Genomic DNA, 24568 nt, shown 5'->3' with positions numbered 1-24568 from the left:
ACGCTCCGCCCGTGGCTGAGATCCAGATTCCCGCTGACATCAAGCCCGCCGACGGACGCTTCGGCGCGGGCCCCTCCAAGGTGCGGACCGAGGCGCTGGACGCCCTCGCCGCCACCGGTACCTCCCTGCTCGGCACCTCCCACCGCCAGGCCCCGGTCAAGAACCTGGTCGGCTCGGTACGCCAGGGCATCCGGGACCTCTTCTCCCTGCCCGAGGGCTACGAGGTGGTCCTGGGCAACGGCGGCTCCACCGCCTTCTGGGACATCGCGACCGCCGGCCTCATCGAGCGCAAGTCCCAGCACCTCGCCTTCGGCGAGTTCTCCTCGAAGTTCGCGAAGGCCGCCAAGCTGGCGCCGTGGCTGGACGAGCCGTCGGTGATCTCCTCCGACCCCGGCACCCACCCGGACCCGGTCGCCGAGGCCGGCGTGGACGTGTACGCGTACACCCACAACGAGACCTCGACGGGCGTCGCCGCCCCGATCCGGCGAGTCGAGGGCGCCGACGCCGGTTCGCTCGTCCTGGTGGACGCCACCTCGGGCGCCGGCGGCCTCCCGGTGGACATCACCGAGACCGACGTCTACTACTTCGCCCCGCAGAAGTCCTTCGCCTCCGAGGGCGGCCTGTGGCTCGCGGCGTTCTCCCCCGCCGCCCTGGAGCGCGCCGCGCGCGTCCACGCCTCCGGCCGGCACATCCCCGAGTTCTTCTCCCTGCCGACCGCGATCGACAACTCGCTGAAGAACCAGACGTACAACACGCCGTCCCTGTCGACGCTGTTCCTGCTGGACCAGCAGCTGAAGTGGATCAACGGCCAGGGCGGCCTGGACTGGGCGACGGCCCGCACGGCGGCCAGCGCCCGCACCCTGTACGGCTGGGCGGAGGCCTCCAAGTACGCCGCCCCGTTCGTCGCGGACCCCGCCAAGCGGTCCTCCGTCATCGGCACCATCGACTTCTCCGACGACGTCGACGCCGCCGCGGTCGCCAAGGTGCTCCGCGCCAACGGCATCGTCGACACCGAGCCGTACCGCAAGCTCGGCCGCAACCAGCTGCGCATCGCGATGTTCCCGGCCGTCGACCCGGCCGACGTCGAGGCGCTGACGGCCTGCATCGACCACGTGATCGAGAAGCTCTGACGGCTCCCGGGGCGCCTTTTGCGGAACTTGCCGGTCAAGCCCGCGTCGTCCGGTGCCGTGCATCGCAAGGCGGAGGGTCGTCCGCGTACCGGGGTACGCGGACGACCCGGCAACGCGGCGAGGCGCGGCCCCGGGCGGCGCGGGTCAGGCGAGATCCGGAAAAGGGCGACCCGGCCCTGCCGGCACCCCAGCCCGCCCCGACCGGGGCGGGCCGGGCCCGGCCGCCCCGCCGCCCGGGTGGTGCACGCGATACCTTCAAGACCTCGGCAATTCTTGGAGGAAGCGGCGTGAGCGTGCGAGTGACGGCGGCCCCCGGCGGAGTGGACCCCTTCGGCACGGCCCGGCTGCGGCGCGGGGTCCTCGATTCGTGGGGCGCGGGCCCGGCCCGCTTCCGCGAGGACGCCAACGCCGAGGAGGACCTGGCCCTCGGCGGCTACCGGGACCGCCTCGTCGTCGAGTTGGCGCAGAACGCGGCCGACGCCGCCGCCCGCGCGCAGGTCCCCGGCCGCCTGCGGCTCACCCTGCACGCCGCCGAAGAGGGCCCCGCCGTCCTCGCCGCCGCCAACACCGGCGCCCCCCTCGACGCCGCCGGCGTCGAATCCCTCAGCACCCTGCGCGCCTCCGCCAAGCGCGAGTCCGCCGCCTCCGGCGACACCGTCGGCCGCTTCGGCGTCGGCTTCGCCGCCGTCCTCGCCGTCTCCGACGAGCCCGCCGTCCTCGGCCGCCACGGCGGCGTCCGCTGGTCCCTCGCCGAGGCCCGCGAACTGGCCCGCGAGGCCGCCGCGCACAGCCCCGGCCTCGGCGACGAACTCCGCCGCCGCGACGGCCACGTCCCGCTTCTGCGCCTCCCCCTGCCCGCCGAGGGCACCGCCCCCGAGGGCTACGACACCGTCGTCGTCCTCCCGCTGCGCGACGCCGCCGCCGAGGACCTCGCCCAGCGGCTGCTGTCCGGCATCGACGACGCCCTGCTGCTGACGCTGCCCGGGCTCCACGAGATCACCGTCGACACCCCGCAGGACGGCACCCGCACCCTGCGCCGCGGCGCCGACGGCGCGTACACCGTGATCGAGGACTCCCGCGGCGAGACCCGCCGCTGGCGCACCGTCCGCCACACCGGCCCCACCCCGCCCGCACTGCTCGCGGACCGGCCCGTGGAAGAGCGCCTCCGCCCCTCCTGGACCGTCTCCTGGGCCGTCCCCGTCGACACCGAGGGCGCACCGCTGCACCCGGGCACCGCGCCCGTCGTCCACGCCCCGACCCCCACCGACGAGCCGCTCGGCATCCCCGCCCTCCTCATCGCCACCCTGCCGCTCGACACCGCCCGCCGGCACCCCGCGCCGGGGCCGCTGACCGACTTCCTCACCGAGCGTGCCGCCGACGCGTACGCCGAACTCCTCGGCACCTGGGAGCCCGTCTCCACCGGCCTCCTCGACCTCGTCCCCGGCCCGCTCGGCAAGGGCCCCCTCGACGGCGCCCTGCGCACCGCCGTCCTCGCCCGGCTCCCCCGCACCGCGTTCCTCGCCCCCGCCGCCCCCGCCGCCACCGGCGCGGACACCGCCGGGGAGGAGCCGGCACGGGCCGCGCTGCGCCCCTTCGAGGCCGAGGTCGTCGAAGGCGCCGGGGCCGACACCGTCCGCGTACTCGCCGAGGTGCTGCCCACGCTGCTGCCCGGCGGGCTGGAGCGGCGCACCGAGCTGCGCACCCTGGGCGTCGGGCGGCTGCCGCTCGGCGACGCCATCGAGCGGATCGCCGGCATCGAGCGCACCCCCGAGTGGTGGCACCGGCTGTACGGCACCCTGGCCGGCGTCGACCCCGACCGGCTCTCCGGGCTGCCCGTCCCCCTCACCGACGGCCGCACCACCATCGGGCCGCGGCACGTCCTCCTGCCCGAGGCCGACACCCCGAAGGACCTGGCCCGCCTCGGCCTGAAGGTCGCCCACCCGGACGCCGCGCACCCGCTGCTGGAGAAGCTCGGCGCCCTGCCCGCCACGCCCCGCGCGATCCTGACGACCCCGCAGGTGCGGGCCGCCGTCGCCGCGTCCCTCGACGCCGGTGAGATCTGGGACGAGGACGCCCTCGATCCCGACGAGCTGGCCGACATCGTTCTCGGCCTGGTCCGCGACGCCGACCTCGCCCCCGGCGACGAACCCTGGCTGGGCGCCCTCGCCCTGCCCGACGAGGACGGCGAACCCACCCCCGCCGGCGAACTGCTGCTGCCCGGCTCCCCCCTCGCCTCCGTCATCCGCGAGGACGAGATCCCGTACGTGGACGCGGAACTCGCCGACCGCTGGGGCGCCCAGCCCCTGACCGCCTGCGGGGTGCTCGCCGAGTTCCAGCTGGTCCGCGCCGCCGACGTCGTCCTCGACCCGGACGAGCTGGAGCCCCGCGACACCGACTACGCCGAACCGGACGACGTCGGCCTCCTCGACGCCGTCGACGTGTGGTGCGAGGACGTCCTGGACCAGCTTCCCGACACCCCGCTGCCGCCCGTCGCCACCGAGATCACCGCCGTCCGCGACCTCGACCTCGTCGACGACGACTGCTGGCCGCAGGCCCTCGCCATGCTCGCCCAGCCGCCGCTCCGCGACGCCCTCACCCAGCCCGTCCGGATCCTGCTCCCGGACGGCACCACCCGCTCCGTGCGCCCGTACACCGCCTGGTGGCTGCGCGGGCACCCGGTACTCGACGGCCGCCGCCCCGCCGGGCTGCGCGCCGCCGGCACCGACCCGCTGCTGGTCGGCCTCTACACCGCCGCGGACGCCACCGGCTTCGAGGACGAGCAGGTCCTCCGCGCTCTCGGCGTCCGCACCTCCGTCGCGGCCCTCCTGGACGAGCCCGGCGGCGCCGCCGAACTCCTCGGCCGCCTCGCCGACCCCGACCGCGAGGTCACCGACCGCCAACTCCACGCCCTGTACGGGGCCCTGGCCGACCTGGACCCCGAGCAGGTCACCCTCCCGGACGACCTGCGCGCCGTGGTCGACGGCGAGGTCACGGTGGTGGACGCGGCCGACGCGGTCATCGCCGACGCCCCCGACCTGCTGCCGCTGACGGCGGGCATGCCGCTCCTGCCCGTGGCCCCGACGCGCGCCGCCGACCTGGCCGACCTCCTCCAGGTCCGCCGCCTGTCGGAGACCGTCCCGGCCGAGGTCAGCTCCCCGGGCGAGGAACACGAGGTCCCGGAGGCCGTCCGCATCCTCCTCGGCCCGGGCACCCCCCGCACGTACCTGGAACACGCCGAACTGGTCGCAGGCGGCGTCGAACTCGACTGGCGCCGCACCCCGGACGGCGTCCTGCACGCCTCCACCCTGGAGGGCGTCGCCGCCGGCCTCGCCTGGTCGGCAGGCCAATGGCCCCGCCGCTTCGAGGTCGCCGCCCTCCTGGAAGACCCGTCCCGCACGGCGGAACTGGCCCGCGACCGCTGGTTCGACTAGTGCTGCAACGGACGCTTCGGCAGGTCGGCCGCCGGCCTTTCACGGGGTGGGGAACGTGCCACGCGCTCGGACGCTCCCGCTCCGGCCTGAGCACGAAAGTGCACCTCGCCGGCGACGGCCGTGCACGCCCCCCTGGCGCTCCGCGTCACCGCGGGCCAGGCGGGCGGCGCCCCGGCCTCCGCGAGGCGGAGCGGAAGACCGAGGACCCGCCGAACCGACCCTGACCGGCGAGGGACCTACCGGGACACGCTCGCCTGCCATCCGGTGGCACGCACGACCTCGCGTGCGATGTCGACGACGGTCCGCCCGTCAGTCGCCACCCGTACCGTGTCCGGGGGCGCGTGCTCATCCAGAATCCGCGCCTTGCGGGCGCTGCCGTGCAGCTCCTGCTCCAGTTCCGAGCCCAGTTCCCGGCCGGTCAGCCGCTCGCGGGCGGTGGCGTCGGAGGCGGTGAGCACCACCCGCACGATCCTGGCATCCGCACCCATGGCGCGTCGGAACATGCCCTCGTTCTCGGCCAGGACGCTCACCGTGTTCGTGTAGATCAGGCGGCGGTACCCGAGCTCGGCATAGTTCGACCAGAGCGCAGTCAGATTGCGCTCGGTGATCCCCCTGCGCTGCGGGTCCCCCTCCGGGGCGGGGTGGGCCTGCCCCATGAAGTCACCTTCGATCACACAGTGGGCAACCATCGCTGCACGCAGTCGTGCCGAGACCTCCCATGCAACCGTCGTCTTGCCGACACCGGCGCGGCCCCCGATGAGCAGTACCTCCGCTTGATTCATGACTGCACCCTGCCACCGAGCAGTCGAACCACGCGAACCACATGCGCGCGGATCAGCGGTAGCCGCAGCTTCCCCTGGGCGCTGACCGCCCGGGTATCGCCGTCGAGCGCCGCGCGGCTCGGTTCGGCGCGGGTCGGTTCGGCGCCGGACGCGACCGGCCCCGGCCCGCCCTCACCCGGCCCGGCACACGGCCGCTTCGAGTGCCGGGGGCAGCGGGTACGGCCGCTCGGCGGGGAGCAGGCGCTGTGCCTTCGCGGCCTGGCCGCCCTGGACCAGGATCGCGGCCTTGCGGACGCGGGGCGTGAGGTCGGTCAGCCCGACCACCCAGTCGTCGGCGAAGGTGCGGATCAGGTGGCGGCCGATGCCGACCTGGATGCTGTAGTGGTTCAGCGCCGCCCCGCGCGGCGAGCGCTCCGGGTCCCACTGCACGTGCACGGCCGCCCGGGCGACGGCCGCCGGGTCGGCGGTCGTCAGCACGGCTCGCGACAGCGCCTCCTCCCAGCCCTCCCGCGTCATCCGCACCGCGAGAACCCGCTCTTGGCCGGGTTTGCGGGCCCAGTTGCTGCGGTGCATCAGCCACAGGAACGACGGCTTGACCCACGTCATCCGCCGGAACGAGAACGGCGCGGTGAACCGCCCTGCCCGCAGCGCCGCATCGGCGATGGCGGGCGGGTACGCCTGGTAGACCACGATGGTCTGCGCGTCGAAGTCGGCCCGAACCTGGTACTGCGTCGCCATACGCCGCACCCTGCCACCTGCTCCGCCGACCCGGCGACCCGATTTCCGCCCGCCTGACGGGCAGTTCCGTCTCCGGGTCAGTCCAGCGGGAGGGCCTGGTGTGCGGACACGATCGCGTCGATCCGTCGGGCGAGATCGAGTCGGCGGCGTAAGCCGGTATCCCGCTTCGTGCTGAGGGCGGTCGCCTACACCAGGGACTTCCGGACCGCTTCGGTCAGTGAAGCCGCGCGTACGTCGTCGGACCCGCTGGTGATGTGGTTCATCACGTAGCCGAAGGCGATGCCGTGCTCCGGGTCGGCGAAGGCGAGTGAGCCGCCGCGGCCGGTGTGGCCGAAGGCGCTCGGGCCGGTCATGAGGTTGCCCTCGGTCGGCAGCATGAAGCCGGTGGCGAACCGGCTCGGGAACAGCAGCACCTGGTCCTTCCCGCTGGCCTGCTCTTCCGTTGCCGACGCCAACGTTTCCCGGGCAAGGAGGCGTACGCCGTCGACTTCGCCGATCAGGGCGGCGTACATGCGGGCGAGTGCCTGTGCGGTGCCGATTCCGTTGGAGGATGGGAGTTCGGCGGCCTGCACCTCGGGGGAGGCAAAGTCGATCGCGGCCGGGTTGGTGACCGCGAAGGCCCGGTTGCTGAAGGAGTTCGGGTCGCGCCAGGCGGCGACCTGTTCGCGGAGTTCTTCGGGAACGTCCTCGGCGGGCACGGTGGTGAGGTCCACAGCCGGGCGCTGGTACGCCATGCGGCTGACTCGCTCGCGTTCGCTCGCCGGCAGGCCGATGAAGAAGTCCAGCCCGAGGGGGCGCGCGATCTCGTCGGCGAAGAAACGGCCCGGCGACCGGCCCGACACTCGGCGGATCACTTCGCCGACCAGCCAGCCCCAGGTGCGACCGTGGTACCCGTGTGCAGTTCCCGGAGTCCACAGCGGGCGTTGGGCTGCCAGCGCTGCTGCCATGGGGTCCCAGGCCAGCGCCTCGACCAGCGGCAGCGGTTGATCGAGAGCGACCAGGCCGGCCTGGTGGGACAGGAGCCACCGGACGGGAATGTCCGCCTTGCCGTTCGCCGCGAACTCCGGCCAGTACTTCGCCACCGGGGCGTCAAGATCGAGCATGCCGCGCTCGACCAGCATGTGCGCCGCGGTCGCCGTGGCTCCCTTGGTCGCCGAGTAGACCAACTGCAAGGTGTCCCGCGTCCACGGACGGCCGGTGTCGACGTCGGCGACGCCACCCCACAGGTCGACCACCGGCCGGCCGTGCCGGTAGACGCACACGGCCGCACCGATGTCCCCGTGCTGGGTGAAGTTCGCTGCGAACGCCTCGCGGACCGGTTCGAACCCGGGCGCTACCTCACCGTGGATGGCCGTCATACCGCTCATCCTGGCAGCCGGGCTGCCCTGGCTGACAGGGGAACTGGCATCTGCTCAGAGGCAGTCGGCGTCGACGCGTACGACGAGCGTCACGCGTTCGCCCCTCGTGATCGACCGTACGCCGTGGATGTGGTCGCGGGTGGCGGGGAAGGCGACCAGGGTGCCGCAAGACGGCTTGATCTCCTGGGCGGGGTTCTCGAAGAACAGCTCGCCGCCGCCGTAGGAGTCCGGTGTGTTGAGCCAGACCACGAGGGTGAGGTCGCCGCCGACGACGGGCTGTCCGTTGGTCCGGGCCCGCTCGCGCTCGATGTCGGTGACCTCGTCGTGGTGGGCGACGAAGCCGACGCCGGGGCCGTAGCGGTAGACGACCGCTGGCTGGCTGGGTATGCGCGTCGGGGTGATCTCGAAGTGGCTGCGGATGTGGGCGGCGCAGTGGGAGATGACCGCCTCCTCCAGGTGCCTCGGGATCTCGACGTACTCGCTCTTGCGCAGCGTTTTGTCGATGACGCCCTGGTAGGTGCGGGGGCGGGCGGTGTGGTTCTTCATGTGGTCCATCAGCGCTCCGCAGAGGCTGAGGGGGATGGCGCTCTCTACGACGAGCGGTAAGCGGCTCTTCCAGGTCATGAGGTGGTCTCCTTCCACCAACGGGTGCCTTCGGGCGAGTCCTCAAGGACGACGCCCTGCTGGGTGAGCTGGTCGCGGATCGCGTCGGCCTCGGCGAACTTCTTCGCCGCGCGGAGCCGGTCGCGTTCCTTCACGAGTTCGTCGACGGCGGCGTCGCTCTGGGCGGAGCCGGGGATGTCGAAGGTTCCGAAGAGGTTGTTGACGTCCTCGATCAGCCGCAGGGCGGCCGGGCCGGCCAGTTCCTCCGTGCGGTTCTGCTCGCGGATGTACTGGAACAGGACGGCGAGGGCACCGGGGGTGTCGAAGTCGTCGTCCAGGCGCTCGCGCATCTCCTTCCAGGCGTCCGTCGCCCGTGCGGCGTTCGCCGGGCTGTCGGTGTGCGCGGGGTCGATGGTCCGGGCGAAGTTCTCGATCCGGCGGCGTGCCCCTCGGGCCTGCTCCAGGGTGGAGTCGTTCAGCTCCATGGAGGAGCGATAGTGCTGGGAGAGGAAGGCGTGCCGCAGTGTGCGGAAGTCTGTCCGGGCGAGGGCATCGCGGATGGTGAGGAAGTTGCCGGTGCTCTTCGACATCTTCTCGCCGTCGACCCGCAGCAGGCCGGTGTGCATCCAGTAGCGGGCCAGCGGCTCGATCCCGGAGGCGGCTTCCATCTGCGCCACCTCGGCCTCGTGGTGCGGGAAGATGAGGTCGACGGCGCCGCCGTGCAGGTCGTACGAGGGTCCGAAGAACGTCTCCGTGATCGCGGTGTCCTCGATGTGCCACCCCGGCCGCCCCGGGCCAAGCTCGGTCTCCCAGAACGGCTCGCCGTCCTTGCGGCCCTTCCACAGCGCGAAGTCGCCCGGGTTGCGCTTCTTCGAGTTGTCGTCGATCCGCGACACCGAGTCCTCGGGCCGGAGATCGGTGCGGCCGGAGAGCTTGCCGTACGCGGGGAACGAGGCCAGGTCGAAGTACCAGCCGTCGTCGAGCTGGTAGGCGTGGCCTCGCTCGATCAGCCGCTTGATCTGGTCCACGATCCCGTCAATGTGGTCGTGGGCCCGCGCATGTACGTCGACACGGGTGTTCCCCAGCGCGGCCATGTCCTCCAGGTACTGCTTCTCGAAGAGCGCCGCGATCTCCTCCGGCGGGACGCCCTCCTCCGCCGACCGCCGGATGATCTTGTCGTCGACGTCGGTGATGTTCTGGAGGTACGTGACCCTGTACCCGCTCGCCTCCAGGTACCGGGCGATGAAGTCGAACTGCGTGTACGTCTTCGCGTGCCCGACGTGGCTCGGGCCGTACACGGTGGGTCCGCACACGAACATCCGCACCTCGGCCTCCCGCTCGGGGCGGAACTCCTCGGTCTGGCCGGTCAGCGTGTTGTGGACCTTGATCGACATCATGCCTCCTGTGTAAGCGGATCACGCAGCGTACTGACGCCCGGACATAAGCGCCTAACCGGAACCGCCGCGCCCGCCGAACGGAACGAATCGCGGGGACGGCAGAGTGGCGAAGATCGCCGCCTTCTCCCCGAGAAGGTGGTGGTTGGCCTGCTGGTACGCCTTCCGCACGGCCTCGATCGCCCCGGGGCTGAGGTCCATCCCGACCACGCGGCAGAACTCGCTCAGGGCCTCGCACCGCCGCTCCAGGTCGACCATCGACAGCGGGTCGCACTGCTGGGCCTCGATCAGCAGGTTTTCCTGTTCGCTGCTGATCAGGCCGAGTGCGCCGAGGGAGTACAGCTTCCACTTCATGTTCGGCAGCAGCTGGCCCGAGCGGGCGTACATCCAGTCCACGACCTCGTCCAGCGCCCCGGATAGGACGAAGTGGCCCGTGGGCACTCCGACTCGCCGCGCCATGCGCAGCGGGATCTCGCGCACGTCCCAGGTGATCCGGTTGTGCAGCCGGTAGGTCTCGCCCTCCAGGCGCTGGAGCTGCTCGCGCGTCTTGTGGGAGATCAGTGCCCCGAAGGCTTCCCCGCGGTCGAACAGCGGCTCGCCCTTGTTCCCGTAGGCGTCGCACCTGTCGCTGTTCCACGTCGTGCGCGGGTCGGCCTCGTACTGGAAGAGGAGCTGGTGGACGTTGACCTCCATGCGTCCCCAGGGGACCGGCAGGTGGAAGCTGAACTCCGGGATCCAGGCGGGGAGCCGGTCGTGGACCAGGGCGTACGTGTCCGCTGGCCGCGGCCTCCACTCGTCCTCCTTGAGCGGGACGTCGAGGATGACGGCCAGGTCGAAGTCGGAGTCGGTGCTGAAGCGGGTGACGTTGCGGGGCGCGACCGCCGAGGAGGACAGGACGTAGAGCGCCTGGACCTCGGGCATCGTCTTGAGCGTGTCGAGCAGACCTCCGGCCGCGGCGCGGGCCTGCATTCTCAGGTTTTCCACGGGAACTCCTTGGTCAGATGATCGGGCGATCCATCGCGGAGCGGAGCGCGGGAACGAGCTCCAGCGCGACGCCGCCATGGGTGCGCTGGATGTGTGCGAGGGAGGGGCTGCTGTTGCCCTCGATGACCACGGGTCCGCCGGGCGTCAGTGCGATGTCCCAGCCGATGAAGGGCACCTGCGGGAACAGGCGGGCACAGCGCTCGGCCAGCTCTCGGACCTCCGTCATGCGGGAGATCCGGTGGGCGGCGAACGGCACCGAACTGACCCCGTGACGGGTGTGGGCGTTCAGGTACCGGTCGTACCCGTGACCGTCGAGCCTTCCGTCGGGATGAACACGGATCTGCATGCCGCCGGCGGCCGAATTGTCCGTGGTGCTCTCGGCCTCGCCGAGCTTCAACAACACGTACAGGGCCTCGGCTTTGCCTTCGCGCAGCAGGGTGATCACACGGAACGTGTTGAGGGCGTACGGGTTCAGCACGTCCAGGTCGGGGTGCTGCGGCACGTGCTGCTCCACAAGCCACGTGCCCCACCGCTGCGCGTAGGCCGGCAGGTCGAAGGCGTCCTCGCCGGGCCGCACGATTGCAACGCCGGACCCACCGCTGGAGTAGCGGGAGGGCTTGACCACCACGCGGCCGAGGCCCGAAGCGTGGTCGAGGACCTCCGTCAGCGGCACCACATAACCGTCGGACGTCAGACCCGTGCGGCGGTCACCGCTCGCGATGAGCGAGGGCTGCGGGATGCCGGCGGAGGCAAGGATCCTCTTGCAGGACGTCTTGTCGTCCAGGTCGATCGCGTCCCGGTTCACGCGGGGAAGGAGCCGGTGGAACAGCGCGCTCTCCGGCAAGTACGAGCAGGCCCCTTCGGCGGACACCTCGCGCCGGTACCCTCCGTAGCGGAAGTAGTGGAAGGGCAGGCAGCGCCACCGCACGGAGACCTTGACCAAGTCGCCGGCGATGCGGGCCAGGCTCTTCCTGTCCTCTTCGCGCAACATCGCGGGAAGGTGCTCATGCCGCAGCTGCCGCACCTGGTAGGGGAGAAACCGCGCGCCGGACACGCGAGGAAGAACCCGGGTGCGGAACCACTCCTCGGTCACGGCCTGGCGGTGGTTGAAGCCGCGGTTCGCGGTAGGTCTCATGGTGCTCCTCCCGTTTTCAGTGGTCGGGGGTTCCGGCGATGGCCAGCGTGACGACGAGCGCACTGACAACGATCACGTAGGCCACGACAGCGAGGCGCTGCCTCATTGGGCGGGCCCGATGTTGTCGGCGGCCGTCGACCAGCCGATGCCGTTCGCGGGCTGGATGTGGGCGATACGGATGAGCCGGCCGCCGTGCCTCTCGTGGACGACAGCCGTCAGCTCCCCCTCACCCCGGCTCGCGATGTCGCGGACCAGGTGGTGAAGGAGGGGGTGGTCCTCCCGGCCTTCGGCGTCGACCGGATTCACCGCTCGGACTCCTCGCGGTCGCTCGCTGCGCGACGGAGGAATCTCTCCCACCCGGACTCGTCGCGGGCACGGAGGGCCGGGCTCGGACCGGCTGGCGGCTTGGGAACCGTGGGCTGTCGTCCGGTATCACCGGGTGTACGGACGGGCAGAGACTGGCTCATCACGATCTCCTCGGGGGCGGTGCAGCCCGTCACCCACGCGAGGGACGTCGATGACGGGCTGCGGTCCTGGGAGCCGTTCGGAGCGGGCGGGGGAGCCGGTTAACCCGGATGCTCAGCTCCGAACGGCGTGAGGCCCAGTGAACGGCCGTGGACCACGCGCCCGGAACGTTTCCAGGGGGTTCCTCCAGCGAGCAAAACCCCCGTTTCCCGCACGCACGGGGGGTAGCCTCCTGACTACCGACCTGAGGGGAGGGTGGGATGTCTGACCCGATGGCCCTGCACCCACTGACCTACGTGCGAGAAGGCAAGGGCTGGGGCAAAGCCGAGTTAGCCCGGCGCATGCGCGAACGCGGGGCCCAACTGGGCGTACCGCTGGCCACCAACCGGACGACGGTCTGGAAGTGGGAGCAGGGGCAGGGCCCTGACGCTGATGCTCAACGGGTGCTCGCCGATCTCTTGGGCGTCCCCGAGGACCATATGCGTTCGGCGGCCTGGCCTCGATGGCTACCTGCCTGGGAGTCGACGGCCCTGGCGTCACCGTGGACTCCGACCGGCACCGTGAAGGTGTTCGCTGATCTGGTCAGGAGCGGTCACATGGATCGTCGGGGATTCCTGTCCATCACCGGCGTCGCGCTGACGGGAGTCGCCGCCAACTGGGCGGCCGCACCTGAGGCGTTCGCCTCGGCAGTTGACGGCGACTGTGTCACCGACGCAATGGTGACCACCATCGAAGCGCGCGTGGACACCCTCCGCACGCTCGACGACCAGATGGGCGGCGCCCGCCTCCTGGACCAGGCCACCAGCGACCTTGCACTGATCACCAGCCTCCTCGACCACGGCCGCTACACCGACGCCATCGAACACCGCCTCTACGCCACGGCAGCCCGCGTGTCCTACCTCGCCGGATGGATGGCCTACGACAAGGGCCTCCGCTCCCTCGGCCAGCGCTACTACGTCGGAGCCCTCCGCAGCGCCCACAGCGCCAAGGACGATGGCTTTGGCGCCTTCATCCTCGCCGAGATGGGAGTCCACATCTCCGACTCAGGGGACACAGCCGCGCGTGTGAAGCTCATCGACACCGCCATCGGCAACGCCCCGTCGGCCCTCCCTGCGGCGGCGGCCTCTTACCTCCACCTCCACCAAGCCGAGGCTCTGTCCCGAGACACCCAGCACGAGGCGGCCGCCAGGTCCCTCAACAGGGCCTACGACCTGTGGGGCGCATACGTCGAAGGTGACCGTCCCGACTGGCTCGGCTGGTATGGCGAGGCGCAGCTCAAGTCCACTGAGGGCAAGATCATGCTCCGCTCCGGCTTCCCCGAGCGCGCCACCAGCGCCCTCGCGGTCGCGGTGGATCAGGCCGTCCCGCGCGATCGCGCCGTACGCTCCGGCCGCCTCGCCACGGCACGACTGGCTGCCCGAGACCTCGACGGCGCTCTCGACGCCGCCAGCCTCGGTCTGGAGCTGCTGGAGAACCGGGTCCGCTCCGACCGGGCACATGTCCGCCTGACCAAATTCAGCCGCCGTCTCGAACCGCACTCTGCAGTGCCGGCCGTACGAGAGTTCCGCGAACGCCTCCATGCCCTTGCCATTGGCTGACGACCGTAGGGAGCGCTCTGCCATGGAGACCCGCGAGTCCACCGCCGCCTGCCACAAGGCGCCGCTGCCCGACGACTTCTGGGACCTGAGCGCCGAGCAGGCGCTCGGGCGGGCGTGTGTCGCCTGTGGGAAGGCGCTCGGGGTGGGGGCCGTCTACCGGGGGCCGGTCCTCGGGCGGGACGGGGCCATGCTGCTCGACGCCGACGTGTTCGCCTGTCCGCCGCCGGCGGGCGGGCGGTGACGCCGGCGGGGCGGATCTGCGTCGTCTGCCAGGAGCCGGTCCACGGCGAGGGGATCCGGATCGTGCGGCATTCGGCGTCGGGGGCGCTGCCGGACTGCTGGGTGCATGCCGGGTGTGAGCGCATTCCGCTGCGGCCGTTGAAGCCGCGGCCCCGCCGCGGGGCGTAGCCCCGCCCTATGCCGGGAAGCGGTGGTCGACCCAGCGGAAGAGGCCCTCGATCAGGGCCGACGCCGCCACCGCGATGGCGACCGCCGTCCACGGCATCTGCGTGCCGACCAGCCTCAGCTGGAAGAAGTCCTGGAGCCACGGCACGACCAGCACCAGCAGGAACGCCCCGCCCATCGTCCCGACCAGGGCGACCCGCCACCACGTGTACGGGCGGGCGATGATCGCCAGGACCCACATCGAGGTGAGGAACAGCGTGAGCGTCGCGGCGCTCGTCTCGGCCTGGAGGGCTTCCGGGCCGCTGTAGTGGTGGCGGGCGACCAGGTACGCGGTGAAGGTGGCGACGGCCGCGACGAGCCCGCCGGGGATCGCGTACCGCATCACCCGTTTCACGAAGTGGGGGCGGGCCCGCTCCTTGTTGGGGGCCAGGGCGAGGAAGAACGCGGGGACGCCGATGGTCAGCGTCGACAGCAGGGTCAGGTGCCGCGGCAGGAACGGGTACTCGACCTGCGAGCAGACGACCAGGATCGCCAGCAGCACCGAGTAGACGGTCTTGGTGAGGAAGAGGGTCGCCACTCGGGTGATGTTGCCGATGACGCGGCGGCCCTCGGCGACCACCGACGGCAGGGTGGAGAAGCTGTTGTTCAGCAGGACGATCTGCGCGACCGCCCGGGTCGCCTCCGAGCCCGAGCCCATGCTGACGCCGATGTCGGCGTCCTTGAGGGCGAGCACGTCGTTGACGCCGTCGCCGGTCATGGCGACGGTGTGGCCGCGGGACTGGAGGGCGCCGACCATGTCCCGCTTCTGCTGCGGGGTGACCCGCCCGAAGACGGAGTTGCCGTCGAGGACGCGGGCCATGCCGTCCCGCTCGGCCGGCATGCGGCGGGCGTCGACGGTGTTCTCGGCGCCGGGCAGGCCGAGCTTGCCGGCGACCGCGCCGACGGAGACCGCGTTGTCCCCGGAGATGACCTTGGCGCGGACGTCCTGCTCCTCGAAGTAGCGCAGGGTGTCCGCGGCGTCGGGGCGCAGCCGCTGCTCCAGGACGACGAGGGCGGTGGGGCGGGCTCCGGCGGCGACGCGGTCGTCGTCGAGTTCGCGGGCGGCGCGGGCGAGCAGCAGGACGCGCAGGCCCTGCTCGTTGAGGGTGTCGATCTCGTCGAGGGCGGGGTCGCCGGGCGGGAGGAGGACGTCGGGGGCGCCGAGGAGCCAGGTGGAGCTTTCGCCGTCGCCCTCGCTGAAGCAGGCGCCGCTGTACTTGCGGGCGGAGGAGAACGGCAGTGATTCGGTGCAGCGCCAGTCAGCGCTGTCGGGGTAGGCGTCGATGATCGCCTGGAGGCTGGCGTTGGGGCGCGGGTCGGATTCGCCGAGCGCGCCGAGGACCTTCCTGACGTAGGCGGGCTCGGCGCCGCCGAGGGGGCGCAGCTCGGTGACGTCCATGCCGCCCTCGGTGAGGGTGCCGGTCTTGTCGAGGCAGACGACGTCGACGCGGGCGAGGCCTTCGATGGCGGGCAGCTCCTGCACCAGGCACTGCTTGCGGCCGAGCCGGATGACGCCGATCGCGAAGGCGACGGAGGTGAGCAGGACCAGGCCTTCGGGGATCATCGGGACGATGCCGCCGACGGTGCGGGCGATGGAGTCCTTGAGGTTGGTGTCCTTGACGACGAGCTGGCTGACGATGAGCCCGATGGAGGTGGGGACCATCATCCACGTGACGTACTTGAGGATGGTGGAGATGCCGGAGCGCAGCTCGGAGTGGACGAGGGTGAAGCGGGTGGCCTCTTCGGCCAGCTGGGCGGCGTAGGCCTCGCGGCCGACCTTGGTGGCGGTGAAGGCGCCGCCGCCGGCGACGACGAAGGAGCCGGACATGACGGGGTCGCCGGGCTGTTTGAGGACGGGGTCGGCCTCGCCGGTGAGGAGGGACTCGTCGATCTCCAGGCCGTCGGCCTCGCCGACGACGCCGTCGACGACGACCTTGTCGCCGGGGCCGAGTTCGATGACGTCGTCGAGGACGATCTCGGAGGTGGACACCTCGGCGGTGCGGCCGTCGCGGCGGACGCCGGGTTTGGCCTCGCCTATGACGGCGAGGCTGTCGAGGGTCTTCTTGGCGCGGAGTTCCTGGATGATGCCGATGCCGGTGTTGGCGAGGATGACGTAGCCGAAGAGGCTGTCCTGGAGCGGGGCGACGATCAGCATGACCACCCACAGGACGCCGATGATGGCGTTGAAGCGGGTGAAGACGTTCGCGCGGACGATGTCGGCGGCGGAGCGGGACGAGCGGACGGGCACGTCGTTGACGTCGCCGCGGGCGACGCGCTCGGCGACCTCCGCGGTGGTCAGGCCGCCGGGCCGGAAGCGGGGGGCGGGCGCGGGCGGGCTGACGGGGTGGACGGGGTCGAGTTCGGCGCCCGCGTCGATGCCGCCGTCGGTTCCGGTCCCGGTCCCGGTTCCGGTTCCGGTTTCGCCGCCCGGTTCGGGGCCGTCGGATTCGATCTTCGCCCGCTGCGTCATGCTTTCGACGTTAGAGCCGGAACTGCCGCTTCACCCGCCGAACGATAGGAAGATCCGACTTCGGTATGACAGAAATCGTCCTCCGGTCGAAGGGGTCTTCCGGGGGCGGCCCGGGCGCCGTCCGGCCTGCGTCCGGGGCCCGTGCTCAGCCCGCCTCGGGGGCCGCCGGGGAGGGGCCGTCCTGCTGCGCGGCCCGCTCGGCGGCGTGCCGCTTGAGCGCGGCGTCGCGGCCGCGCACGTACCGGATGCCGATGAGGCCGAGGACGCCGCCCGCGGCACAGCACCAGACCCACCACAGCAGGCCGCGGTCGGCGAACCAGCCGTAGAAGGGCAGCTGGAGGACGAAGAGGGCGAACCAGAGGACGGTTCCCCCGGTGACGGTCGCGACGACCGGGCCTTCGAGGGGCTCGGGGGCCTCGTGTTTCGCTGTCCATTTCGCCATGGCCACCAGTCTAGGCGGCGGAATTCGGGGTCTACGCGCGGAGATGGACGGCCTTTCGTTCATGTGTTCATACTGAAACGGTTTGGGCATGGCCCATTTCTCTCGTATGAACCCCCCAATGCCCACGCAATGAGGACCGTATGACCACGTCGGCCCCTGCTCCGGCCCCCGCCTCCCCCTCCCCCTCCCGGCCCCCGGCTTCCGAGGCGTCCGGGGTGGACCGCTTCTTCAAGATCTCCGAGCGCGGCTCGACCGTGGCACGCGAGGTCCGCGGCGGCTTCGCCACCTTCTTCGCGATGGCCTACATCATCGTGCTGAACCCGATCATCCTCGGCAGCGCGAAGGACATGTACGGCCACCAGCTCGACGGCGGCCAGCTCGTGACCGCGACCGTCCTGACGGCGGCCTTCACCACCCTCCTCATGGGCGTGATCGGCAACGTCCCGATCGCGCTCGCCGCCGGCCTCGGCGTCAACACGGTGGTGGCCCTCCAGCTCGCCCCGCGGATGAGCTGGCCCGACGCGATGGGCATGGTCGTCCTGGCCGGCTTCGTCGTCATGCTGCTCGTCGCGACGGGCCTGCGCGAGCGGGTCATGAACGCCGTCCCGCTCGGCCTGCGCAAGGGCATCGCGATCGGCATCGGCCTCTTCATCATGCTGATCGGCCTCGTCGACTCCGGCTTCGTCACCCGCATCCCCGACGCCGCGCACACCACCGTCCCGCTCCAGCTCGGCACGGGCGGCCACCTGCTCGGCTGGCCGGTCCTGGTCTTCGTCGCCGGCGTGCTGCTGACCCTCGCCCTGCTGATCCGCAAGACGCCCGGCGCGATCCTGATCTCCATCGTGGCCATGACCGTGGTCGCCGCCGTCGTCCAGGCCGTGCTGGAGCTGCCCGCCGCCGACTGGGGCCTGACCGTCCCCGAGTGGCCGGGCAACCCGGTCGCTGCCCCCGACTTCGGGCTCGTCGGCGAGGTCAGCCTGTTCGGCGGCTTCGGCAAGGTCGGCCTGCTGACCGGCTGCCTCTTCGTGTTCACCGTGCTGCTGTCCTGCTTCTTCGATGCGATGGGCACGATCCTCGGCGTCGGCGACGAGGCCAAGCTGATCGAGAAGGACGGCACCTTCCCCGGCATCAACAAGGTCCTGCTCGTGGACGGCCTGGCCGTCGCCTCCGGCGGCGCGACCTCCTCCTCCGCCACCACCTGCTTCGTGGAGTCCACGGCCGGCGTCGGCGAGGGCGCCCGCACGGGCCTGGCCAACGTGGTCACGGGCGGCCTCTTCGCCGTGGCCCTGTTCCTCACCCCGCTCGCCACGATGGTCCCGTCCCAGGCGGCCACCCCCGCCCTCGTGGCAGTCGGCTTCCTGATCCTCGCGGGCTCGGTGAAGGACATCGACTGGAGCGACTTCACCATCGCCGTCCCGGCCTTCCTGGCCATGGTGATGATGCCCTTCACCTACTCGATCACCAACGGCATCGGCATCGGCTTCATCAGCTTCAGCGTGCTGCGGCTGGCGACCGGACGGGGCCGGGAGGTCCCCGCGGCCATGTACGCGGTCTCGGCGGTGTTCCTCTTCTACTACGCGATGCCCGCCCTGGGCCTCACGTGACCCCGTAGAACTTCTCCGTCTCGTCGACGGCCGCCTTGAAGCGCTCGTCGAAGTCATCGCGGATGAGCGTCCGGACGACATAGTCCTGGACGCTCATTCCGCGTTTGGCGGCATGAGCGCGGAGGCGGTCGAGCAGCTCCCCGTCCATGCGCAAGCTGAGCACCTGTGTCCCCATGGCGACAGAGTCGTCGCACAGGACGCGCACGCGGGTCGCTTTTCGGCGCGCCCTCACCCGTATGAGTGACGCCGGGGGGTCGCCGGACGGGGCGGAAAACCGATTGGTCTTTAGTCAGGGTAATGAGTTACGCTAAGGACATGCTTGACCTGACCCATGGCGACGACGCCGCCGCCGTGAACGACCTGCGCTCCGCCGTCATGCGGCTGGGCCGGCGCCTGAAACACCAGCGCGTCGACGAATCGCTGAGCCCGACCGAGATGTCGGTCCTCGGCACCCTCGCCCGGTGCGGCCGGGCCACGCCCGGCGAACTCGCCCGGCGCGAACACGTACAGCCGCCGTCCATGACGCGCATCATCGCGCTCCTGGAGGCAAAAGGCCTGGTCAAGCTCGAACCGCACCCCGACGACCGCCGCCAGAAGGTGGTCAGCCAGACGGAGGAGGCCGAGGCGATGCTCGAACAGAGCCGCCGCAAGCGCAACGCCTTCCTGGCCGGGCTCGCGGCAGAGCTCACCGAGGACGAATGGGCCAGACTGCGCGCAGCCGCGCCCGTCCTGGAGAAGCTCGCCCACCTGTAGGAACCACACCGGGAGGCGAACGCCCTTGAGTACGGGAAACGGAGCATCCTCCGCACCCGGCCATACACCCACCACTACCACTCGCGCCGCGGGCCGGAACACGAAGCCTTCGATGTTCCGCTCGCTGAGGATCCGGAACTACCGGCTCTTCGCCACGGGACAGGCCGTGTCCAACACCGGCACCTGGATGCAGCGCATCGCCCAGGACTGGCTGGTGCTGTCCCTCACCGGCTCGGCCTCCGCCGTCGGCATCACCATCGCGCTGCAGTTCCTGCCCATGCTGGTGCTCGGCCTGTACGGCGGCGTCCTCGCCGACCGGCTGCCCAAGCGCCCGCTGATCGTCGCCACACAGAGCCTGATGGGCCTGACCGGTGTCGCGCTGGCCGTCCTCACCCTGGCCGGGCACGTCCAGGTCTGGCACGTCTACGTCGCCGCGCTGCTGATCGGCCTGATCACCGTCGTGGACAACCCCGCCCGGCAGACCTTCGTCTCCGAGCTGGTCGGCCCCGACCAGCTCGCCAACGCGATCAGCCTGAACTCGGCGAACTTCCAGTCCGCCCGACTCGTCGGCCCGGCGGTCGCCGGACTGCTGATCACCGCCGTCGGCTCCGGCTGGGCCTTCCTGCTCAACGGACTGTCCTTCGCCGCGCCCGTCGCCGCCCTGCTGCTGATGCGCCCGGCCGAGCTGCACCGCACCGCACCGCAGCCCCGCGCCAAGGGCCAGCTCCGGGAAGGCGTCCGGTACGTCGCCGGGCGGCCCGAACTGCTCTGGCCGATCGTCCTGGTCGGCTTCGTCGGCACCTTCGGGTTCAACTTCCCGATCTGGCTGACGGCGTTCGTCTCCGACGTCTTCCACCAGGACGCCGGCACGTACGGCCTGCTCAACACGCTGCTCGCGGCCGGCTCCCTGGCCGGCGCGCTCCTCGCCGCCCGCCGCGGCACCTCGCGGCTGCGGATGCTGGTCGCCGCGGCCGTGCTGTTCGCCGTCCTGGAGGTCGCGGCCGCCTTCGCGCCGTCGTTCTGGCTGTTCGCGGCGCTGCTCGTGCCGATCGGGATGTTCGGGCTGACCGTGAACGTCACCGCGAACGCGGGCGTCCAGACGGCCTGCGACCCCGAGATGCGGGGCCGGGTCATGGCCCTGTTCATGATGGTGTTCTCCGGCGGCACCCCGATCGGCGCGCCCCTCGTCGGCTGGGTCACCGACACGTACGGGGCCCGCACCGGCATGGCCGCAGGCGGCCTCGTGTCGCTGGCCGCGGCCGCCGCGATCGGCGTGGTCCTCTCCCGGGTCGGCAACCTGCGGCTGAGCGTCAGCCGCCGCGGCGTCGTCTTCGTCCCCGCGGGCGGGCCCGGCGGCCGGCTCGTCAAGGCCGCCTGAGCCGCCGGCGGGCGCGGCGCCGGCCCTACGAGGAGCGGGGCCGCCGGCGCAGCAGCCGCCGGCCCGCCACGACGAGCAGCGCGCCCACCGCCAGCACCGCCGCACCGCGGCCCACGCCGCCCCCACCGCCCTCCGGGGCGGCGGCCGGCGGCGCGCCCGGCGCCGCCGAGGCCCCCGGCCCGGCCGGCACCCCGGCCGCCGCGGGCTGCACCGGCACCGCCACCACCCGGCTGTTCGCGCCCTCCGCCCCGAACATCAGGGCCGAACCGTCCGCGGTGTACGTCACCGACTCCGCCTGGCCCTGCCACGGCGCGGCCACGGGCACCCCCTCGCCCTGCGGCCGGCCGTCCTTCCACGCCCACGTCTTCGCGAAGAAGTAGCCGCGCAGGGTGAGGCTCGCGCCGTCCGGGGAGAACGCGCCGTCCGTCACCCACGGCAGGTCCGCCACCCGCCGGAAGACGTTGGGTCCCGACGCGGACAGCTTCTCGGGGCCCTCGTACAGGCCGCCCTTGTCCTCGCTCTTGCTCGCGATGTACACGCGGCCCGTCACCGGGTGCACCATGAGCGCCTCCGCGTTGCGCGGCCCGTCCGCGTAGCGCACCGTGAACTGCTCGGCCTTCACCGTGGCGTCGCCGAGCTCCGCCGGCTCGGGGAAGCGGTAGATCCAGACGTGGTCCCAGGTGCCGTCCCTGTTGTCGCCGATGTCGCCGACGTACAGCTGCCCGTCCGGGCCCAGCGAGATCGCCTCGACGTCGCGCGGGCGGCCGATGCCGGTCAGGGCCAGCCGGGCCACCGTCCTGCCCGTCGCCGAGTCCACCGCGTACACGTACGGGCCGTCGTCGCTGTCGTTGTGCGTCCAGTACACGCCCGGGTGGACGCGGCTCGCGGCCAGCCCGCTCGACTCCTTTATCCGCGGGTCCGCGATGGTGAAGCCCGTGGCGGCGGCCGGGGACTGGCTCGCCGCGGCCGCCCCTCCCGCCGCCGCGGCCGGACCGGGCAGCGCCGCCGCGAGGACGGCGGCGGCGCAGACGGCCACGGCGGCGGCCCGCCGGGCGGGCCGGGGCCGGGGCGGGCTCTCGGACACGGGCAGGGGCCGGGACGGCAGCAGGCGCATGTGCCAAGCCTGCCAGGGGCGCCCGGCGTGTCCGGCATCACAGGGGCGCGCGGCGCGTGATCCGCGATGATGACCGGATGCGTTTCATGTTCGTCGGCGACTCCATGACCATCGGACGCGCCGGCGACTACACCTGGCGCTACCGGATGTGGCAGCACCTGAACTCCACCTTCGGCGGCCCGTACGCCGTCGTCGGCCCCCGCACGGCCCTCTACGACCCCCGGGACGACGCACCCACCAGCCACGACTACGCCGACCCCGGCTTCCCCGAGCGCGCCCGCCGCCACCTCGCCGGCTGGGGCGAGGGCTGGCAGCACATGGCGCCCGCCATAGGCGGCGCCGTCGCCGACGGCCGCGCCGACGTCCTGCTCGTCTCCCTCGGCCTGATCGACCTCGGCTTCTACACCGCCGCCGACGAGACCGCGGCCAACGCCCGCCGCTTCATCGCCGCCGCGCGCGCCGCCCGCCCCCGCATCCGCATGGTGCTGCTACCGGTCATCCCGAACGTGCGCGCCGAGTCGGACGCGCCGTTCGCCGCCGAGGTCGACCGCTTCAACGAGCTCCTCGCCAAGGCCGTCGCCGACCTGTCGACCCCCGCCTCGCCGATCCTGCTGGGCGCGCGCCCCGCCGGGTACGACATCCACCGCGACACCTACGACGGCACCCACCCCAACGCCTCGGGCGAACACCGCCTGGCCGGCGAGTTCGCCTCGGTCCTCCACCAGGCCTGGGGCATCGGCGCCCCCTACGCCCCCGCTCCGGACCACGCCCGCCCGTAACGCGCCGCCCGGCGGGGGCACTTGCCCCGGGCCCGGCCCAGGCAGTTGGCTGGGGCCCATGAAGTACACACAGCTCGGACGCACCGGTCTCAAGGTCAGCCGACTCGTACTCGGCACGATGAACTTCGGCCCCCAGACGGGCGAGCCGGAGAGCCACGCCATCATGGACGCCGCGCTCGACGCAGGCGTCAACTTCCTCGACACGGCAAACGTGTACGGGTGGGGCGAGAACAAGGGCCGCACCGAGGAGATCATCGGCACCTGGTTCGCGCAGGGCGGCCGCCGCCGCGAGAAGACCGTCCTCGCCACCAAGGTCTACGCGAGCATGGCCCCCGAGGGCGAGCCGTGGCCCAACTACGACCGGCTGTCGGCGCTGAACATCCGCCGCGCCGTCGACGCCAGCCTCAAGCGGCTGAAGACCGACTACATCGACCTCTACCAGTTCCACCACGTCGACCGGCGGACCCCGTTCGAGGAGATCTGGCAGGCCGTCGACGTCCTCGTCCGGCAGGGCAAGATCCTCTACGCGGGCTCGTCGAACTTCCCCGGCTGGAAGATCGCCCAGGCCAACGAGACGGCGGCGCGCCACGGGCGGCTCGGCCTGGTCAGCGAGCAGTGCCTGTACAACCTGGCCGAGCGGCGGGCCGAGCTGGAGGTGATCCCGGCGGCGCAGGAGTACGGGCTCGGCGTCATCCCGTGGTCCCCGCTGCACGGCGGCCTGCTCGGCGGGGCGATCCGCAAGGCCGCGACCTCCGGGCGCAGCGCCTCGGGCCGGTCCGCGGACGCGCTGGCGAACACGGCGGTCAGGGCGCAGGTGCAGGCGTACGAGGACCTCCTCGGCAAGCACGGCCTGGAGCCGGGGGAGGCGGCGCTGGCGTGGCTGCTGACGCGGCCCGGGGTCACCGGGCCGATCGTGGGGCCGCGTACGCAGGAGCAGCTCGCGTCCGCGCTGCGGGCGGTGGAGCTGGACCTGTCCCAGGAGGTCCTGGACGGGCTGGACGAGGTGTTCCCGGGGCCGGGCCCCGCGCCCGAGGCGTTCGCCTGGTAGGGCCGGCGGCACACGGCGGTCGCCGGCGGGCTCTACTGTCCGGCGGCGGCCGCCACTGCCACGACGAGGAACATCAGCACGAGCACACCGGCCATCACGCGGTTTCGGGTCTTGGGATCCACCCGTCGAGCGTAACGCGGCCGCCGGCGGTCCCCGTACCCGAGGGGGCCGGGCGGCCGCCCCCGCGGCCGGCTGTCAGCCGCCGAGGGGCCAGGCGGCGGCCACCTCGTAGCGGGGCCGCTCCCCGGGGACACCGCCGGCCGGGAGGTTGCTGCGGACCAGGCTGAGCTCGGTGACCTGCCACGGGGTGCCCTCGAAGCCGGCGAGGGCCTCCGCGTACGGGCGCAGGCCGGTGCCGCCGGCGCTGCTGGCGACGGTGAGGTGGGCGGTGTAGCGGCGGTGGCGGTCCATGGGGACGCCGGCCCGGCGGGCAGCCGCGTCCGCCCGCTCGGCGAGCATCCGCATCGTGTCGATGCCGCCGGCGGCGCCCGCCCACAGGGCGCGGTCGCCGAAGCGGCCGAAGCCGTGCAGGCGGAGGGTGAAGGGGTCGGTGCGGTGCGCGGCCCGCTCCAGGCGGGCGTGCAGGTCGGGCAGGAGCGCGTCGCCGACCTCGCCCATGAAGGCGAGCGTGAAGTGCCAGCCGTCCTCTCCGGTCCAGCGCAGCCGGTCGTCGCGGACGGGCTCCAGGGCCCGGCGCAGCTCGGCGACGGCTTCCGGGGGCGGCAGCACCGCGGCGAACAGCCTCATGGCGCGAGCGTAGCCCGCGGGTGCGGGGGCCCGCCCGCCGATCCGCCGCGGCGCGCCCCGGGCCGCGTACGCGCGCCCTCCCGCGCCGAGGTGCGGGGGCTGCGGACGCCGGGGACGCCTCCCCGGCCGACGGTGCGCCCGGTCGCGGTGTACGGGCGTCCCCCGGGGCCA

The 24568-nt window shown here is 72.3% G+C and carries 22 protein-coding genes; 9 read left to right on the top strand and 13 right to left on the bottom strand.

Annotation, left to right across the window (positions count from 1 at the left end; genetic code table 11):
* Positions 1-11: 11 nt before the first annotated feature.
* Together serC and ACZ462_RS16765 are read left to right on the top strand one after the other, a co-directional pair.
* Complete coding sequence (gene serC, locus ACZ462_RS16770; RefSeq protein ID WP_467803489.1) at positions 12-1130, top strand: phosphoserine transaminase; 1119 nt, start codon at positions 12-14, stop codon at positions 1128-1130.
* Positions 1131-1417: 287 nt separating this feature from the next.
* Positions 1418-4561 carry a sacsin N-terminal ATP-binding-like domain-containing protein gene (locus tag ACZ462_RS16765; RefSeq protein WP_467803491.1) on the top strand — a complete coding sequence of 1048 codons (3144 nt, stop codon included), beginning with the start codon at positions 1418-1420 and terminating at the stop codon, positions 4559-4561.
* Positions 4562-4797: 236 nt separating this feature from the next.
* Here the strand turns inward: ACZ462_RS16765 and ACZ462_RS16760 are convergent, their stop codons facing one another.
* The 8 genes from ACZ462_RS16760 to ACZ462_RS16725 all read right to left on the bottom strand — a co-directional run bounded on the left by ACZ462_RS16760 (position 4798) and on the right by ACZ462_RS16725 (position 11861).
* Complete coding sequence (locus ACZ462_RS16760) at positions 4798-5343, bottom strand: AAA family ATPase (RefSeq protein WP_467803492.1); 546 nt, start codon at positions 5341-5343, stop codon at positions 4798-4800.
* Positions 5344-5514: 171 nt separating this feature from the next.
* A complete protein-coding gene (locus tag ACZ462_RS16755) occupies positions 5515-6081 on the bottom strand; it encodes a DUF4291 domain-containing protein (RefSeq protein ID WP_467803493.1) in 567 nt (188 codons plus the stop codon).
* A gap of 185 nt (positions 6082-6266) precedes the next feature.
* Complete coding sequence (locus ACZ462_RS16750; protein WP_467803494.1) at positions 6267-7439, bottom strand: serine hydrolase domain-containing protein; 1173 nt, start codon at positions 7437-7439, stop codon at positions 6267-6269.
* A 54-nt stretch (positions 7440-7493) separates the two neighbouring features.
* Positions 7494-8063, bottom strand: a complete 570-nt coding sequence (locus ACZ462_RS16745) for a 2OG-Fe(II) oxygenase (RefSeq protein WP_467803496.1) — start codon at positions 8061-8063, stop codon at positions 7494-7496.
* Positions 8060-9439: a cysteine--tRNA ligase gene (cysS, locus tag ACZ462_RS16740; protein ID WP_467803497.1), complete on the bottom strand. Its 1380-nt coding sequence runs from the start codon at positions 9437-9439 to the stop codon at positions 8060-8062. Before cysS ends, ACZ462_RS16745 begins: the two co-directional genes overlap by 4 nt.
* Before the next feature lie 51 nt (positions 9440-9490).
* On the bottom strand, positions 9491-10420 hold the full coding sequence (locus tag ACZ462_RS16735) for a hypothetical protein (RefSeq protein ID WP_467803499.1): 930 nt from the start codon (positions 10418-10420) through the stop codon (positions 9491-9493).
* 13 nt (positions 10421-10433) lie between these two features.
* On the bottom strand, positions 10434-11513 hold the full coding sequence (locus ACZ462_RS16730) for a sugar-transfer associated ATP-grasp domain-containing protein (protein WP_467803501.1): 1080 nt from the start codon (positions 11511-11513) through the stop codon (positions 10434-10436).
* A 144-nt stretch (positions 11514-11657) separates the two neighbouring features.
* Complete coding sequence (locus tag ACZ462_RS16725; protein WP_467803502.1) at positions 11658-11861, bottom strand: hypothetical protein; 204 nt, start codon at positions 11859-11861, stop codon at positions 11658-11660.
* 419 nt (positions 11862-12280) lie between these two features.
* Here ACZ462_RS16725 and ACZ462_RS16720 point away from each other — a divergent pair, with 419 nt between their 5' ends.
* Together ACZ462_RS16720 and ACZ462_RS16715 are read left to right on the top strand one after the other, a co-directional pair.
* Positions 12281-13618, top strand: a complete 1338-nt coding sequence (locus ACZ462_RS16720; RefSeq protein WP_467803503.1) for a transcriptional regulator — start codon at positions 12281-12283, stop codon at positions 13616-13618.
* Between the two features lie 22 nt (positions 13619-13640).
* Positions 13641-13859 carry a hypothetical protein gene (locus tag ACZ462_RS16715; protein WP_467803504.1) on the top strand — a complete coding sequence of 73 codons (219 nt, stop codon included), beginning with the start codon at positions 13641-13643 and terminating at the stop codon, positions 13857-13859.
* Positions 13860-14033: 174 nt separating this feature from the next.
* Here the strand turns inward: ACZ462_RS16715 and ACZ462_RS16710 are convergent, their stop codons facing one another.
* Entirely contained in the window at positions 14034-16532 is a 2499-nt protein-coding gene (locus tag ACZ462_RS16710) for an HAD-IC family P-type ATPase (RefSeq protein ID WP_467803505.1), read from the bottom strand.
* A 145-nt stretch (positions 16533-16677) separates the two neighbouring features.
* Positions 16678-16974, bottom strand: a complete 297-nt coding sequence (locus ACZ462_RS16705) for a DUF2530 domain-containing protein (RefSeq protein ID WP_467803507.1) — start codon at positions 16972-16974, stop codon at positions 16678-16680.
* A 140-nt stretch (positions 16975-17114) separates the two neighbouring features.
* Here ACZ462_RS16705 and ACZ462_RS16700 point away from each other — a divergent pair, with 140 nt between their 5' ends.
* On the top strand, positions 17115-18578 hold the full coding sequence (locus ACZ462_RS16700) for an NCS2 family permease (RefSeq protein ID WP_467803509.1): 1464 nt from the start codon (positions 17115-17117) through the stop codon (positions 18576-18578).
* On the opposite strand, the gene ACZ462_RS16695 is transcribed toward ACZ462_RS16700, so the two are convergent.
* On the bottom strand, positions 18571-18753 hold the full coding sequence (locus tag ACZ462_RS16695) for a ribbon-helix-helix protein, CopG family (protein WP_467803510.1): 183 nt from the start codon (positions 18751-18753) through the stop codon (positions 18571-18573). The genes ACZ462_RS16700 and ACZ462_RS16695 overlap by 8 nt on opposite strands.
* A gap of 140 nt (positions 18754-18893) precedes the next feature.
* On the opposite strand from ACZ462_RS16695, the gene ACZ462_RS16690 reads away from it, so the two are divergent.
* The gene (locus ACZ462_RS16690) at positions 18894-19331 is read left to right on the top strand and encodes a MarR family winged helix-turn-helix transcriptional regulator (protein WP_467803511.1); all 438 of its coding nucleotides are present in this window, start codon (positions 18894-18896) and stop codon (positions 19329-19331) included.
* Positions 19332-19356: 25 nt separating this feature from the next.
* Positions 19357-20709 (top strand): MFS transporter, encoded by a 1353-nt coding sequence (locus tag ACZ462_RS16685; RefSeq protein WP_467803512.1) that lies wholly within the window; start codon positions 19357-19359, stop codon positions 20707-20709.
* A gap of 25 nt (positions 20710-20734) precedes the next feature.
* Here the strand turns inward: ACZ462_RS16685 and ACZ462_RS16680 are convergent, their stop codons facing one another.
* The gene (locus ACZ462_RS16680) at positions 20735-21823 is read right to left on the bottom strand and encodes a WD40 repeat domain-containing protein (RefSeq protein WP_467803514.1); all 1089 of its coding nucleotides are present in this window, start codon (positions 21821-21823) and stop codon (positions 20735-20737) included.
* Between the two features lie 77 nt (positions 21824-21900).
* Between ACZ462_RS16680 and ACZ462_RS16675 the strand changes: the two genes are divergently transcribed.
* Entirely contained in the window at positions 21901-22602 is a 702-nt protein-coding gene (locus tag ACZ462_RS16675; protein WP_467803516.1) for a GDSL-type esterase/lipase family protein, read from the top strand.
* Positions 22603-22660: 58 nt separating this feature from the next.
* Positions 22661-23650, top strand: a complete 990-nt coding sequence (locus tag ACZ462_RS16670; protein WP_467803517.1) for an aldo/keto reductase — start codon at positions 22661-22663, stop codon at positions 23648-23650.
* A gap of 195 nt (positions 23651-23845) precedes the next feature.
* On the opposite strand, the gene thpR is transcribed toward ACZ462_RS16670, so the two are convergent.
* Positions 23846-24397, bottom strand: coding sequence for an RNA 2',3'-cyclic phosphodiesterase (gene thpR, locus ACZ462_RS16665; protein ID WP_467803518.1), 552 nt, complete (start codon positions 24395-24397; stop codon positions 23846-23848).
* Positions 24398-24568 lie beyond the last annotated feature (171 nt).

This window comes from Streptomyces sp. NPDC031121 (genome assembly GCF_055570615.1).
This window is presented reverse-complemented; position numbering and strand designations above follow the sequence as displayed.

Bases quoted from the DNA above. Each gene is read 5' to 3' on its own strand.
- ACZ462_RS16750 (WP_467803494.1), bottom strand. From the start codon at position 7,439: ATGACGGCCATCCACGGTGAGGTAGCGCCCGGGTTCGAACCGGTCCGC.
- ACZ462_RS16720 (WP_467803503.1), top strand. From the start codon at position 12,281: ATGTCTGACCCGATGGCCCTGCACCCACTGACCTACGTGCGAGAAGGC.
- ACZ462_RS16670 (WP_467803517.1), top strand. From the start codon at position 22,661: ATGAAGTACACACAGCTCGGACGCACCGGTCTCAAGGTCAGCCGACTC.
- ACZ462_RS16695 (WP_467803510.1), bottom strand. From the start codon at position 18,753: ATGGGGACACAGGTGCTCAGCTTGCGCATGGACGGGGAGCTGCTCGAC.
- ACZ462_RS16755 (WP_467803493.1), bottom strand. From the start codon at position 6,081: ATGGCGACGCAGTACCAGGTTCGGGCCGACTTCGACGCGCAGACCATC.
- ACZ462_RS16680 (WP_467803514.1), bottom strand. From the start codon at position 21,823: ATGCGCCTGCTGCCGTCCCGGCCCCTGCCCGTGTCCGAGAGCCCGCCC.
- thpR (WP_467803518.1), bottom strand. From the start codon at position 24,397: ATGAGGCTGTTCGCCGCGGTGCTGCCGCCCCCGGAAGCCGTCGCCGAG.
- ACZ462_RS16675 (WP_467803516.1), top strand. From the start codon at position 21,901: ATGCGTTTCATGTTCGTCGGCGACTCCATGACCATCGGACGCGCCGGC.
- ACZ462_RS16690 (WP_467803511.1), top strand. From the start codon at position 18,894: ATGCTTGACCTGACCCATGGCGACGACGCCGCCGCCGTGAACGACCTG.
- ACZ462_RS16710 (WP_467803505.1), bottom strand. From the start codon at position 16,532: ATGACGCAGCGGGCGAAGATCGAATCCGACGGCCCCGAACCGGGCGGC.
- ACZ462_RS16700 (WP_467803509.1), top strand. From the start codon at position 17,115: ATGACCACGTCGGCCCCTGCTCCGGCCCCCGCCTCCCCCTCCCCCTCC.
- ACZ462_RS16760 (WP_467803492.1), bottom strand. From the start codon at position 5,343: ATGAATCAAGCGGAGGTACTGCTCATCGGGGGCCGCGCCGGTGTCGGC.
- ACZ462_RS16745 (WP_467803496.1), bottom strand. From the start codon at position 8,063: ATGACCTGGAAGAGCCGCTTACCGCTCGTCGTAGAGAGCGCCATCCCC.
- ACZ462_RS16705 (WP_467803507.1), bottom strand. From the start codon at position 16,974: ATGGCGAAATGGACAGCGAAACACGAGGCCCCCGAGCCCCTCGAAGGC.
- cysS (WP_467803497.1), bottom strand. From the start codon at position 9,439: ATGATGTCGATCAAGGTCCACAACACGCTGACCGGCCAGACCGAGGAG.
- ACZ462_RS16715 (WP_467803504.1), top strand. From the start codon at position 13,641: ATGGAGACCCGCGAGTCCACCGCCGCCTGCCACAAGGCGCCGCTGCCC.